11 protein-coding genes are annotated in these 13805 nt (G+C 58.9%); 2 read left to right on the top strand and 9 right to left on the bottom strand.

Going from position 1 to position 13805, the window contains the following annotated elements; all coding sequences use genetic code 11:
* Positions 1-23 precede the first annotated feature (23 nt).
* The 6 genes from P0D71_RS29780 to P0D71_RS29755 all read right to left on the bottom strand — a co-directional run bounded on the left by P0D71_RS29780 (position 24) and on the right by P0D71_RS29755 (position 7059).
* The gene (locus P0D71_RS29780) at positions 24-1025 is read right to left on the bottom strand and encodes a transketolase family protein (RefSeq protein WP_408483297.1); all 1002 of its coding nucleotides are present in this window, start codon (positions 1023-1025) and stop codon (positions 24-26) included.
* Positions 1022-1864: a transketolase gene (locus tag P0D71_RS29775; RefSeq protein ID WP_408483296.1), complete on the bottom strand. Its 843-nt coding sequence runs from the start codon at positions 1862-1864 to the stop codon at positions 1022-1024. Before P0D71_RS29775 ends, P0D71_RS29780 begins: the two co-directional genes overlap by 4 nt.
* A 45-nt stretch (positions 1865-1909) precedes the next feature.
* Positions 1910-3238 carry an MFS transporter gene (locus P0D71_RS29770; RefSeq protein WP_091804387.1) on the bottom strand — a complete coding sequence of 443 codons (1329 nt, stop codon included), beginning with the start codon at positions 3236-3238 and terminating at the stop codon, positions 1910-1912.
* A 137-nt stretch (positions 3239-3375) separates the two neighbouring features.
* Complete coding sequence (locus tag P0D71_RS29765) at positions 3376-4125, bottom strand: SDR family NAD(P)-dependent oxidoreductase (RefSeq protein WP_408303075.1); 750 nt, start codon at positions 4123-4125, stop codon at positions 3376-3378.
* Positions 4126-4288: 163 nt separating this feature from the next.
* A complete protein-coding gene (locus P0D71_RS29760; protein WP_408303077.1) occupies positions 4289-5179 on the bottom strand; it encodes a LysR substrate-binding domain-containing protein in 891 nt (296 codons plus the stop codon).
* A 386-nt stretch (positions 5180-5565) separates the two neighbouring features.
* Entirely contained in the window at positions 5566-7059 is a 1494-nt protein-coding gene (locus P0D71_RS29755; RefSeq protein WP_408483295.1) for a cytochrome P450, read from the bottom strand.
* A gap of 189 nt (positions 7060-7248) precedes the next feature.
* On the opposite strand from P0D71_RS29755, the gene P0D71_RS29750 reads away from it, so the two are divergent.
* Positions 7249-7767: a RidA family protein gene (locus tag P0D71_RS29750; protein ID WP_408483294.1), complete on the top strand. Its 519-nt coding sequence runs from the start codon at positions 7249-7251 to the stop codon at positions 7765-7767.
* On the opposite strand, the gene P0D71_RS29745 is transcribed toward P0D71_RS29750, so the two are convergent.
* Complete coding sequence (locus tag P0D71_RS29745) at positions 7758-8954, bottom strand: DesA family fatty acid desaturase (RefSeq protein WP_408483293.1); 1197 nt, start codon at positions 8952-8954, stop codon at positions 7758-7760. The genes P0D71_RS29750 and P0D71_RS29745 overlap by 10 nt on opposite strands.
* A 513-nt stretch (positions 8955-9467) precedes the next feature.
* On the opposite strand from P0D71_RS29745, the gene P0D71_RS29740 reads away from it, so the two are divergent.
* Positions 9468-9695, top strand: coding sequence for a hypothetical protein (locus P0D71_RS29740; RefSeq protein WP_408483292.1), 228 nt, complete (start codon positions 9468-9470; stop codon positions 9693-9695).
* Between the two features lie 177 nt (positions 9696-9872).
* Here the strand turns inward: P0D71_RS29740 and P0D71_RS29735 are convergent, their stop codons facing one another.
* Both P0D71_RS29735 and mgtA read right to left on the bottom strand, forming a co-directional pair.
* Positions 9873-10820 (bottom strand): PTS sugar transporter subunit IIA, encoded by a 948-nt coding sequence (locus P0D71_RS29735; RefSeq protein ID WP_408483291.1) that lies wholly within the window; start codon positions 10818-10820, stop codon positions 9873-9875.
* Between the two features lie 131 nt (positions 10821-10951).
* Entirely contained in the window at positions 10952-13630 is a 2679-nt protein-coding gene (mgtA, locus tag P0D71_RS29730) for a magnesium-translocating P-type ATPase (protein WP_408483318.1), read from the bottom strand.
* Positions 13631-13805 lie beyond the last annotated feature (175 nt).

Here is a 13805-nt window from a genome sequence, read left to right as displayed (position 1 = left end):
CGTACAACGGCCCTATGGTGGGCTTATCCAAGCCAGCCCTTGATGGTTGCTGTCATGACATGGGTCGAGATGCCGTAGCGATCATGCAAGGTCGGCAACGCGCCGGCAGCGAGAAACTCGTCGGGCAGCGAGATCTGACGGTACATCGGCGTGACGCCGGCCGTGAGCAGCGTGGTCGCGACCGCCTCTCCGAGACCGCCGATCACCGAGTGATTCTCGGCGACCACCACCATGCGCCCCGTGCGCCGGGCTTCGCGCAAGATCGTCTCAGTATCGAGCGGCTTGATGGTCGGCACATGCAACACCGCGACGCCGACATTGTCCACTTCCAGCGCCTTCGCGACTTCCAGCGAGCGCATGGTCATAATGCCCGAAGAAATAATCAGCACCTCCGCGCCGTCGCGAAGCAGCTTCGCCTTGCCCAACTCGAACTGATAGTCGTACTCATCGAGCACGGCCGGAACGTTGCCACGCAGCAGGCGCGCGTACACCGGGCCGTTATGCGCGGCGATCGCCGGCACCATCTGTTCGGTATCCAGCGCGTCGCACGGATCGATGACCGTCATGTTCGGCATCGCACGCATCAGGGCGAGATCCTCTGCCGCCTGATGGCTCGGGCCGTAGCCGGTCGTGAGGCCAGGCAGTGCGCAGATGATCTTTACGTCGAGGTTGTCCTCAGCAATGGCCTGGTGCATGAAGTCATACGCGCGACGGGTCGCGAATACGGCATACGTCGTCACGAACGGCTGGGCGCCCTCATGTGCCATACCGGCGGCCGCACCCATCAGCAACTGCTCGGCCATGCCCATCTGGTAGTAACGCTCAGGGAATTCCTTGCCGAAGATGTGCAAGTCCGTGTACTTGCCGAGGTCGGCTGTCATGCCAACGACATTCTTCTTCTCCCGAGCCAACTGGGCCAATGCATGACCAAACGGAGCGGAACGCGTGACCTGTCCCTCGCCGGCGATCGATGCAATCATCGCCGAAGTCTTCAGACGCGGCTTTTGGGTGGTGGTGTCACTCATGCTTGTCTCCCTGCTTCGAGTGCTGCGAGCGCCAGTTGCCACTCGTGGGCATCGACGCGGATAAAATGGTTCTTTTCCCGTTCTTCGAGGAACGGCACTCCGCAGCCCATGCGGGTATCGCAAACGATAATCCGCGGCTGCTCTTTCGGATGATTGCGTGCAGCATCGAAGGCCGCCTTCACTGCGTCGATGTCGTTGCCGTCCACCCGCTGCGTGAACCAGCCAAATGCTTCGAGCTTCTCGACGAGCGGCTCGAATGCCATGATCTTCGAAGAAGGACCGTCGGCTTGCTGGTTGTTGACGTCGACCATGGCGATCAGGTTGTCCAGCTTCCAGTGAGCGGCCGACATCAAGCCCTCCCAGATCGCGCCTTCGTCGAGTTCGCCGTCGGAGAAAAGCGTGTAGACGAAGGCGTTGGAGCCTTTGCGCTTCAAGCCCAGGCAGCGGCCCACCGCGATCGTGAGACCGTGGCCGAGCGAACCGCCTGACATCTCCATGCCGGGTGTGTAGCTCGCCATTCCGGACATGGGCAACCGGCTGTCGTCGCTACCGTAGGTTTCGAGTTCTTCCGGTGGCAGGAAGCCGGCTTCGAAAAGCGCGGCGTAAAGCGCGATTGCATAGTGGCCATTGGACAAGAGGAAGCGATCGCGGCCCTCCCAGTCGGGGTTCTCGGGCTGGTAGCGCATCGCGCCAAAGTAGGCAACGGCGAGTACATCGGCGATATCGAGTGCCTGGCCGATATAGCCCTGGCCTTGTACTTCGCCCATCAGCAAGGCGTTTCTGCGAATCCGGTAGGCGCGCTCGGCGAGCGTCACCCCATCTGATGACGAACTGTTCATGGTGTCTCCTTGATTCAAAAAAGTGAGTCTTTGCAGCGGCCGGTGTCAGCGATTGACGGTTTTGGCTGGCACGAGGAAAACAAGCCCGGCACCGATGACGATGGCGACGGAGATGAAGATGAGCCCAGCCGTCGATTTACCGGTCAGATCGTTCAACCAGCCCACGATGGCCGGCGAGAAGAAGCCGGCGAGATTGGCGAAACAGTTCACTGCCGCGATACCCGCCGCGGCGGACATGCCACCAAGGAGCGCGGTCGGCAGTGACCAGAACTGTGAAGACGAAGCGAGAATGCCGGCTGCGGCAACACTGACACACACCAGCGATGCGCCGACTCCGCCCAGCATCGGAAGCGTTGCAAAGCCAGCTGCCGATACGAGCATCGGGATCGCAAGATGCAGACGGCGCTCGCGATGGCGGTCAGCACTCGCTCCCACCAGCGGCAGCGCAATGATGGCGCACAGGTACGGAATGGCTGTAAAAACGCCCACCCACAGCGGATCGGCTACGCCGGATTTGCGGATGATCGTCGGCAGCCAGAATGTGAGCCCATATTGACCGAGCACGACGCAGAAGTAGATGGAGGCCATCAACCACAGACGACGATCGCCGATGAATGACCTGATCGACACATGCGCGATCTTGTGTGCGTTGTCGTTGGCCACGTTTCGTGCAAGGAGTGCTTTCTCCGCATCGGTGAGCCACTTCGCGGCGGCAATACCGTTGTCGAGGTAGAGCAGAATGGCGACGCCAAGGAGCAGCGACGGCAGCGCTTCGAGGATGAACAGCCACTTCCAGCCAGCCAGTCCATGCACCCCCTGGAAAGCATGCAGGATGTACCCGGACAGCGGCCCGCCGACAATGCCGGCCAGCGGAATCGCCATGAAAAAGAGTGAGAGTGCCTTTGCGCGCCGTGCCGAAGGAAACCAGTACGTCAGATACAGAATGACGCCTGGCGCGAACCCTGCCTCGGCCACGCCCAACATGAAGCGGAGAACATAGAACGTGGTTGGCGATTTGACGAAGACAAACGAGGCCGAGATCACAGCCCAGGTCAGCATGATGCGGGCGAGCCAGTTTCGTGCGCCCACTTTGTGCAACATGAGATTACTCGGTACTTCGAAGAGAAAATATCCGAGAAAGAAAATGCCGGCGCCAAGGCCGTACACGGTTTCGCTAAATCGCAGATCGTTGAGCATCTGCAGTTTTGCAAAGCCCACGTTGACACGATCGAGATAAGCGCCCAGATAGCAGAGCATCAGGAACGGTATCAGGCGCCGTCCGACTTTCGCATACGTTTTTGATTCGAAGCTCGCCGAGTCGGCGAGCGTCGTGACATCGCCCGCCATTGACGGCGCGGTTGCCTTCGTTTTCATGGTTGTCTCCTGTCAGCCAGAGTTAGCGCTTTAGCGCTTACTTCTGGCCCCATGCAAGATGTTTGCGGACATATCGCCCCGGGTTTTTACCGCCGGGTGCATTGACCCATCTGCCGCAGTCGCGACAGATGTCGTACTCAATGGATCAGCATTCCGCCGTTGACGTCGAGCGTGATGCCAGTGAGGTAAGTCGACAGGCCGCTTGAGAGGAACAGGCAGGCGTTCGCGACGTCCGCGGCATCGCCGAGCCGGCCTAGCGGAATGCCCTTGATGACGTCGGCGCGCATCTCCGTCGTAAGCTTGTCGCCGGTGATGTCGGTCTGAATGAGACCTGGCGTGATCGAGTTGACGCGGATGTTGTCCGGGCCGAGTTCACGTGCCATCGCGCGAGCGAGACCGAGCACGCCGGCTTTGGCCGCGCTGTAGTGCGGGCCGCCGAAGATGCCACCGCCGCGTTGCGCGGAAACGGATGACATGCAGACGATGCTGCCGCTCTTTTGCGCCCGCATTTGCGGAATGACCGCTTGCGACATATAGAGTGTGCCGCGCAGGTTCACGTCGATGACGGCATCGAAATTGTCAGCGCCGATGTCCATCGTCTTCAAAGGCTGCGTGATGCCTGCGTTATTGATCAATCCATCTACACGACCGTACTTCTCGATGACGGCCGTGGCGGCAGCAACACATGCGGCTTTGTCGGTCACGTCACAGGCGAGGCCGAGGTGGTCCTCGCCGAGTTCACGCGCGGCACGCTCGGCGTCTTCCTTGCGAAGGTCCAGAATCACCACGCGCGCGCCTTGGGCAGCGAGCGCTTTGGCGGTCGCCTTGCCAATACCGCGCGGCGAGGCTGCACCGGTTACGATTACTACTTTGCTGTCGAGCAACATGTTTGTCTCCATCGATCACGTTAGTTGGTAGACGCAGTTTCGGTGCTTCAACCTTCTCGATCAATGCAGTTCGGCTCAACTATTGCTGAAGAATTTTCAGGTGTCGCTGCGACCCTCTGGCATCACGCTGGGGTGCCGCCGCCCGGCCTGGCGCGGCCTGACGCTACACGGCGGCGCGGCTGGTCTCCTGCTCGACCCAGGCCAAAAATTTGGCCACGCGCGGCAAATCCACGCTCCGAGCAGGGTAAACGAGGTGATGAGCTCCGACTTCGACTGCATACGTGCGATCGAAGACCGGTATGAGTGAACCTCGTTTGAGATGGACTGATGCGAGCATCGTGCTTTCGAGCGCGATGCCATGTCCCAATGCCGCGGCCTCGAGGGACATATACGAGCGGTCGAACGCGAAATCGTATGCCTTGTGCGACACCGCGACGCCGAATTTGCCGAACCATTGCTTCCACTGCACGACGGGCGTTTCCGAGAAAATCAGGCGCCGTTCGAGCAGATCCTCGGGGGTATGCACAGGGTGTCGTTTGAGGTACTCCTCCGAGGCAAGCGGCGCGATGAACTCGTTGCGTAGCGTTTTGATTTCGCCATCGGTCCAATGCGCGTAGCCATGCCTTATGTCGAGATCATAGTGGCCCGAGGTGAACGACACGTCCTCGTACGAGCACGCGAGATTCAACTGAATGTCGCCGTTCGCTTCCTGAAACAAGGCCAGCCGCGGCAGCAGCCACATCAGCCCGAAGCTGGGACTCGAGTGAATGCGAAGAATCTCGACACCCGATTGACTCGACGCGCGCTCGGTTGCACGGCTCAGATCGGCGAGCGATCCGGTGACATCCGCCAGATATTGCTGCCCCGTTGGCGTCAGCACCAGTCCTCGCCCCAGTCTTGTGAACAAGGGCCTTCCCACAATGGATTCGAGGTTGGCAATTTGATGGCTCACTGCCGACGGTGTTAACCCTAGTTCGTCAGCCGCCCGATTGACGCTCTTTGTTCGAGCGACACTCTCGAACGCGACGATGGCTTTTAGTGGAGGGATGCGCATTGTTTTTGGGTGCAGGGGTGCAAACCGTCTTGCTTCAGCATATTCTGCCGCGCTTCTGGCGATTCCAGAAATCTCGCGCATTCGATAGGTAAAGGCAAGCGGTGGTTCGGCTGACTGGCGCTCGTCGATGGGCGCAATCTTTTCGCGTGGATTCGCCCATGGCCGGGTTTATCTCAGGATATCAAGCGTGCGCGGTCGCTCGCTGAACGCTTACCCGCGGCCCCCGCTACTTCATGTTTTCTGCCCGCCAGTTCGACCTTCAGAAGCCACGCGGCCAACGTGGATTGCAACGACCGCATGCAGGTCCTCGCTGAGATTCGCAAGCAAGTCAGCTGAAGTCGGAGTCGGACCCGGATCGGCCGAATGCACGAGCACGCGGAGGACAACTATACGGTCCGCGCCGAAAGATGCACCGGCATGGCACTCGGGACCATGGTGAACGCAGTGATCTCCCGAATCGTATCCGGGTCGACCGCCATTCGGACCGTGAAATTGGCCATCAGCATCGACAGCACGAGGCGCATTTCCACAGCAGCCAGGTAACGTCCCGGACATACACGTGGCCCGGCACCGAACTGCAGATATGCACGTGAGCCGTGCACTGTACGCGAGCGGCTATCGTCATGCAGCCAGCGATCCGGGTCGAACTGCAAAGGATTCGAAAAATTGCGCGCGTCGATAGTGGCGGGCCGATTCAGGAAAAACATTTTCGTGCCGGCCGGCAACAAGATGTCGGCGAGACACACGTCTTCCAATGGCTCAAACGAATTCACCGCGGCGACCGGACGGAGCCTTCCGGTTTCCGTGCACACTGCCTCACACAGATCCAACTGCTTTAACGACGTAAAGTCCGGGCATACCGATGAAGAACCGAGCACACTGCTCGACGAGTCAAAGAGCCGCTGTTGCAAAGCCGGATCCGTAGCAACGTATAGCAGCGTCCACGCTATGGAATTCGCCGTCGTGTCTTCGCCTGCAAGCAGTAGCGTGAGAACATTCGCAGCCACCTGGTCATCGGTTACGTCGGACTGTGGCGCGTCGCGCATGACGAGCATCGCTTCAAGGAGATGACGTGGCGCCTCCGAGGGGTCGTCGCGCATCCGCTCACGTGCCCTGGTCATCATATTTCGCACATACCGGTGAACTTCGATCAGAGAGCGATCGAGTTCGCGGTCCCGAGGAAATCTCACATATCGCCAGTAGGGAAAAGGCGCGTTGATACGTTTCATCAACATGGGAAAGATCAGCGCGAGATGCTCCTGTATGACGCCACGGTCCTGGTCGATGGTCCTCGAGTCTTCGCCAAAAGCAAGAGCACTGGTGACGTCCACCGTGTAGCGCTTGAGATCGTCAGTCATCTCGACTACAGTTCCGTGCGCCGCTGCGCGTTGCCAGCGTAGGTAAAGCCTTTCCGTGATGGCCTTCAGACTGGGGTAAAAAGCTTTGATATGCGGAATGGACAACGAATGCATGATCAGCTTTCGTTGCGGCGCCCACGCTGCGCCCTCGGCCGAGAAGAGACCGTTGCAGCCAATTTCCTCCAGCACCGACTCTATCGACGCATAACGGCGATACCGGTGCGGACGTTCGCGCATGATGGTCTGACATAGCTCCGGATCGGTCCACACTGTCACCGGCATTCGACAGATCTGAAATCTGAAAGGCGAGCCTAGCTCCCGCGCCCATTGTTCGAGTACGAGGTGCAGCCGGGTCGGGGATAGCTGATGGAGGTTGCCCAAAAAAGGCAAACCCTTCGGACATGGGAGATCGGCCACCTGCCTGTACCGGATGTGGGAAGTGGACACTGTATCCATGGAATGCCCCTTGTTTCGCGGTTCCTTGATCGAGACGGCCGCAGCCTCGCGCTGACTATCAGTCATTCAGCATAGATCATCCAGCATGCGCGGAGTCGGGAGAATGCCGGCTTTCAGAAATCAGGCGGTGCGGTACTACGTACTACTAGCTTCAATAGAACGATTCTGGAAAGCGATAAATTTAGACTGCCCCTGCCAGGTCGAGCAGCAAAGAACCATGCCCAGTCCGGTAGGCGGAACTCTGAGGAGGTGATCATGGCGCGAATCGAAGCGAAGTTGGCGGAATTAGGCTTGACGTTGCCTGCGCCGCTACAGATGCCGGCAAACATCCGTATGACGTTGCCCTTTGCATGGGTTCGAGTACGAGGTCCGCGAGCCTTCGTTTCAGGACACGTTCCGCTTAACCTCGACGGGACAATTGCACAACCGGTCGGCAGAGTTGGCGCTGAAGTATCGGTGGACGAAGGCTATACAGCGGCGCGCCTCGTGGCGCTCGCGCATTTGGCGAGCCTGCAGAAAGCGCTTGGAGACCTGGATCGCATTACGGCATGGCTGCGCGTTTTTGCAATGATTAATGTAGCGCAGGGCTTCGATCAGATGCCAAAGATCGCCAATGGCTACTCTGATCTCATTCTTGAAGTGTTTGGGCCGGACATTGGCACGCACTCTCGCTCGGCAGTGGGCGTGGCGCTTCCTCTGAATGTGCCAGTCGAGTGCGAGGCTGAACTCGAGATCGACGGCGGCCGAAGCGACAGCATTAAACCTCAACCGTAGTGGCGAAGGCGAAGCGAAAACTCCCTTAGTGCGTCGATTCGACTCTGTTCAGCGCGTCGACACCAGTCTTCCAGCTGAAACAGGAGTTGTTCGCGAGAGCGATTCGAGCGGTCCCAGATTGCCGCCAGATCCTCGCGCAGTTCGAGGTAGACAAGAAGCTTCGCGTCGTTGCCGCAGAGTTCCTTGGGCACGGGATGACCCGCTCCGCCTTGTCCTGCGTCCCCGTCGCGAAACCATTTTTTCACACCACGCATCAGCAAGGCTCTCTCCCTCCGGCTGATATGCTTCACCCGCGCAAATTCCTCCCGGTAGGCGCGCTCAGCCGTTCTCGCATAACTTGCCATCACCTCGCAGCGGTTTCGAAGCACGGCTTGCAGCGTCTCGTCGTCGAGAACCGCTTTGCCTTTGACCATTCGCGGTTTAGGCGTCACTTTCCTGACTGTGGCCAACCCGAGCGCGGAAAGCACGCAAATATACATCCAGCCCATGTCGAACTCGTACCACCTGTTCGACAGCTTTGCGGACGTTGCATACGCATGGTGATTATTGTGAAGTTCTTCTCCGCCGATCAGAATGCCGATCGGAATCACATTCGTGCTCGCATCAGGCGGACCGAAATTTCGGTAACCCCAGAAATGGCCTAGCCCGTTGACCACGCCGCCGGCCCAGAAAGGAATCCACATCATCTGAACGGCCCACACCGATACGCCGACGATACCAAACAGCGCCACATCGATCACCATCAACAGGCTGATACCCAGATCCGGATATTTTTCATAGACATTCCGCTCCAACCAGTCGGCCGGCGTGCCGTGGCCGAACCGGCGCAGCGTCTCCTCGTTCTTCGCCTCGGTGCGGTACAGTTCGGCGCCACCAAGCAAGACCCTCCAGAGTCCGCTGACCTGTGGGCTGTGAGGATCCTCCTGCGTCTCGCACTTCGCATGGTGTTTGCGGTGAACCGCGGCCCACTTGCCGGTCACGATCCCAGTTGTCATCCATAACCAGAAACGAAAAAAATGACTGGCGAGAGGATGCAGATCAAGCGCGCGATGCGCCTGGCACCGGTGCAGATAGACCGTCACGCTGACGATCGTAATGTGCGTCGACACCAGCGTAGCCAGCAGGATCCGCCACCACGAAAAGGCCAGTAGGCCCTCTGAGAAGAACGCGAGTGTATGACTAAACAAGTGAACCCCCTTTCTACGACGGCGTGGCGCCAATCCAGAAACACATGGCCACCGGCCTGACGCTCCGGGCAGGCAACAGCTCAACGCACGCAGCAAAGGATTCGGGACGGACTGATCGACACCGGCAAGACGGGGGTTGGCGATCCGGACGCGAGGTGACCGTGCGGTCACGACTCTTTTAGCGAGCGCATCTTCAATGATGTCTGAAACTTTAAGAGACGTCGGTACGGTGCCGCACCGGGCGCCAACGAATCGCGGGCACACGATGTATGCGTTTAACGAGGGATATTCTTGCGCGGGCCACGTCTTGTAACGACGCACGGAAGACAGCACGTCGTCCCGCAGGCCGAGCTTGGCGAGAGCAAGTCGCGTCGACCGAGCGCCAAAAGTTGCAGCGGTTTACATCCGGAACTGCGCGCTTCGATATAGCGCATTAACGGCACACGCCCTGCGGCTTTATAAATTCGTTATACCGTTGATGACAGAATCTCAATTCAAAGAACGAGGTTCTACATGCTCCGGTTGAGATTTCGTCAATACAAGGCAATTGCAGCAGCGAGTATCGAGGATACGGGTAAGGGCAGAAGCCTCATTGTTGCCCATCAGATTCAGCGTCGCTGGTGTTTGGCGCTCGTGGTCATTGCGAGCGTTTCCACCATGTTTGCGCTTAGCCTGGGGTTTGCTACGGTCGGCGTCGCCATCGCCGTCGCGGCCATTTTGCCGTTCGCATTCGTGTCATAGTCGGCTGCCGCAAGCGCTTGCAGGAGCATGCCAAGGTGTGTGGGCGCCGAAAACCGCACCAAGTGTATGGTTCGGCCGAACACCGAGGACATTTTCCTACGAGCGCTTGCGTCAGCGTTGCACTGCCCGCGTCAACAAAGAAACCCGCGGATCGATGATCCACGTACGGCAAGAACCCTACCCGCGCGGACGGAACCGTTTGACGGCCGCAGGTGCATCACCCGCGGGATTTGTGTGCGGCCCCCTACGCCCAACATCACCCACCGCCTCGTAGCTGGCGAACAGTTGGGATACGGCCCGCGCGTCGATACAGCGATGTAGCAGCTCGCGGAACTGATGGTCGCAGAAACGCTGTGCCACGTCAGCTAGCAAAAGCAGATGCGTGCTGTTTGCCCATTCCGGAACCAGCAGAACGATCACGTCGCTCACAGGTTGCCCATCCGGGGCATCGAATGGAATTGGCTGCGCGGGGCGCACATAAAACGCCATGGCGTGGCGCAGCATTCTGATTTGACCGTGTGGAACAGCCACACCCTGGCCGAGACCGGTCGAGCCTAGCGCCTCGCGCGCCATCAGCCCAGTGGTCACGCTTGTTGCCGGCATGTCGTAGCGCTGCTCGAAGAAATGGCCAAACTGTTCGAACAAGGTCTCGCGGTCTGCTACGTCCCAGCCAAGTAGAACATGATCCGGGGCAAGCAGTTGGGCAAGCGTGTCTGCTTTCCCTACTGATTCAGCCTGATAATCAGACGAATCGGCGCGCGGCTGCGACGGGGTATGCATCAGAGCCCGCCAGGCGTTGGTTGGCGCCTGGGGGATTTCAAGCAGTTGTCCCACCTCCGCAGTCGGCGCCAGATGCGCAAGCCGTTGCATGGCCCCATTGACCGCGTCTTTGGGCAGATAGAGCGATAGCCGCACGCGCCCCGTTCCGTGCAGAGGGGCCACGCGAATGGTCCATTGCTGATCGCCACAGTCCCGGATCAGCGCCTGGCGCAAAGGTGTGGCGTGTTGGGCGTCCAGGGTCACGCGCATCATCACATTGCGGCTCGGCACGGACCGCGAACGGCCTTGTGGCGATGCCTTACCCATTCCAAAGAAGGTCCGCAGACTAACCAATGCGCGCGGCATGTGTGCCACCTGTCCATTGCCTTTTATCAGGCTACGCGAATTGGCGTTAACCCGGCGTAAAAAATCGCCGCAATCAGCATGTCCGGCACACTGCCCGCCCTGGTGATGCTCCACTAGCCGAGTCGCAGCACTCAATCCAGCCCGAATCGCCGGACAAAATAGGTCTTCATCAGATGTGTCAACACGGCATAACTCAGGAGAATCAACAGAAGGGCTGGCCAGTAAGCCGGCGGCAAGGGAATGAAGCCCAGGAATGTGCCGAGCCACGTATAGGGTATGGAGATTCCCACCGCGGCGATGACGAGACTCGTCGCAATCAGCGGCGCGCTTGCTCGACTCTGCAGAAATGGCACTTTCGAAGTCCGGATGATGTGGATGATCAGCGTCTGGGTAAGCAGCGACTCCACAAACCAGCCCGTCTGAAACAAGGAAGGCTTGTCCCACGCGCCGAACACATAAAGCATCATGAAATACGTGACGTAGTCAAAGATGGAGCTGATCGGCCCGATCAGCAGCATGAACTTGACGATGTTGCCGATATCCCATCGACGCGGCACACGCAGATATTCTTCATCCACGTTGTCGGTCGGAATGGCGGTTTGCGAAAAGTCGTATAGCAGGTTGTTGGTGAGCACCTGGATTGGCGCCATGGGCAGAAACGGAAGGATGATGCTGGCGCCGAGCACGCTGAACATATTCCCGAAGTTCGAACTGGCGCCCATCTTGATGTACTTGGTGATGTTGCCGAACACCTTGCGGCCTTCGAGCACGCCTTCACCAAGCACGGCGAGGCTCTTCTCGAGCAGAATGATATCGGCCGATTCCTTCGCGATGTCGACCGCGCTATCGACCGAAATGCCGACGTCCGCGACCTTGAGCGCCGGTCCATCATTGATGCCGTCACCCAGAAAACCCACAACATGCCCCTTGCGATGCAAGGCGTCGATAACGGAAGCCTTCTGCGCCGGCGATACTTTGGCGAAGACAGAGGCGGTCTCCGCCAGATCGGCTAGTTGCTCGGGCGATAGTGATTCGAGTTCCTTGCCCAGTACGACCCGATCCACGGCAAGCCCGACTTCATGGCAAATCTTGCGGGTAACGATGTCGTTGTCCCCGGTGAGAATCTTCACCTGCACGCCGCGCTCTTTTAACGTTGCAATGGCCGCCGCCGCCGTCTCTTTGGGCGGGTCGAGAAACGCAATGTAGCCGAGCAGTATCAGATCGGCCTCATCCTTGACCGCATAGGTGGCCTGCTGCGGCGGCATCTCCTTGTAGGCCACCGCGACGACTCGAAACCCATCGGCGTTGAGCGCGGCGGTGGCGTCTTTTGCCGCGGTGAAATTGCGTTCGTCGAGCGTGCCCATTACGCCGTTGATCACGTAACGGGTGCACACCGAAAAAATCTCCTCGACCGCCCCTTTGCAGATCAGAATGTGAGTACCGTCCCCCCGTGCGAGCACGACGGACATCCGGCGGCGCTCGAAATCGAATGGCATCTCGTCGATCTTGGTGTACTGCTCGTGCGCCTTGAGTTGCTCATGAAGCTCCACGTGCTTCAACACGGCGACATCCAGCAGGTTCTTGAGGCCCGACTGGTGAGCGCTGTTCAGATACGCATATTCGAGCACCTGATCCGATTCGTCACCATGGAAATCGAGGTGGCGCTTGAGGATGATTCGGTCCTGCGTCAGCGTGCCGGTCTTGTCCGTGCAAAGAATATCCATCGCGCCGAAATTCTGGATCGCGTTGATACGCTTCACGATGACTTTCTTCCGTGACATCGCAATCGCGCCCTTGGCCAGATTGACCGTCACGATCATCGGCAGCATCTCGGGCGTGAGCCCCACTGCCACGGCGACCGCGAAAAGCAACGCCTCGAACCAGTTACCTTTGGTCAGCCCATTGATAACGAATACGAGGGGAACCATCACCAGGATAAAAGCCATCATCAGCCAGGTGAATCGTGCAATGCCTTTGTCGAAGCTCGTCTGTACGCGCTGCGCGGCGATCAGGTCCGCGACGCGGCCGAAAGCCGTCCTGCCCCCGGTCAGCACCACGACGCCGCAGCCGACACCGCTGACAACGGCGCTACCCATGAAGCAGATATTCGGCAGGTCGAAATGCGTTTCGGCAGAAGTGCTGCAGGCATGCGCGAATTTTTCGAGTGGCATTGCCTCGCCAGTGAGCGCCGATTGATTGACGAATAGATCTCTCGCCGAGATCAGCCGCAGGTCAGCGGGAATCATATCGCCAGCGGACAACAGGACGACGTCGCCAGGAACGATCTGTTCGATTGGAATGTCGATATGATCCGCTTCAGCCGCCGTTGCACGCCGGCGTACACTGGCGTTCGTTCGCACCATTCTGCGCAGTGCGTCGGCGGCTTTGTTCGAGCGGTGCTCCTGAAGAAAACCCAGCGAAACGCTAAGCACCACCATCACCGCGATCATGATCGCGGCGCGTGAGTCGCCCAGAAAGTACGATGCAGTTGCCAGCGACAACAGCAACAGGTTCAGCGGATTGATCGATCGATTCGCGAGTTCACCGAGGATCGTATGGCGCACTTCGTGAGCCACCTGATTGGCGCCGGTAGTGCGCAAGCGCTCCGCTACCTCGTCGGCGGACAGGCCGCTCGCCGTGCTGTGCAAGCGTTGGAGCGCTTCATCAGGTGAAAGCCCGGCGATCTCGCTGAGCGTTTCGCTGCTCGTGGCCGACCCATGCGCGCCTGCCGGCGACGGCGAACGGCGCAGCCAGGTCCTGAAGAAAGGGATCATGGTGCGCATTCCATACTTGCCGTCGAGAAGTATCATGGCCTGGTCGATCGATAGTTGAACAGCGGTTTCCTTCGCCTGCGGGAAACGAAAGAAGAAGAACAATTCGCCAAGCGATTTCCCCTTCACCATCATGCACCCTGAACGCGTCATACGCGTTTCTGCGGATGCTCGCGCAGGTCAATCGGTGCGCAGTTGATGTGTATCAACGAAT

Source organism: Paraburkholderia sp. RL17-383-BIF-A (assembly GCF_046028015.1).
Taxonomy (GTDB): Bacteria; Pseudomonadota; Gammaproteobacteria; order Burkholderiales; family Burkholderiaceae; genus Paraburkholderia.
The sequence above is the reverse complement of the archived record's forward strand: the minus strand, read 5'-3'. Positions and strand labels throughout refer to the sequence as shown.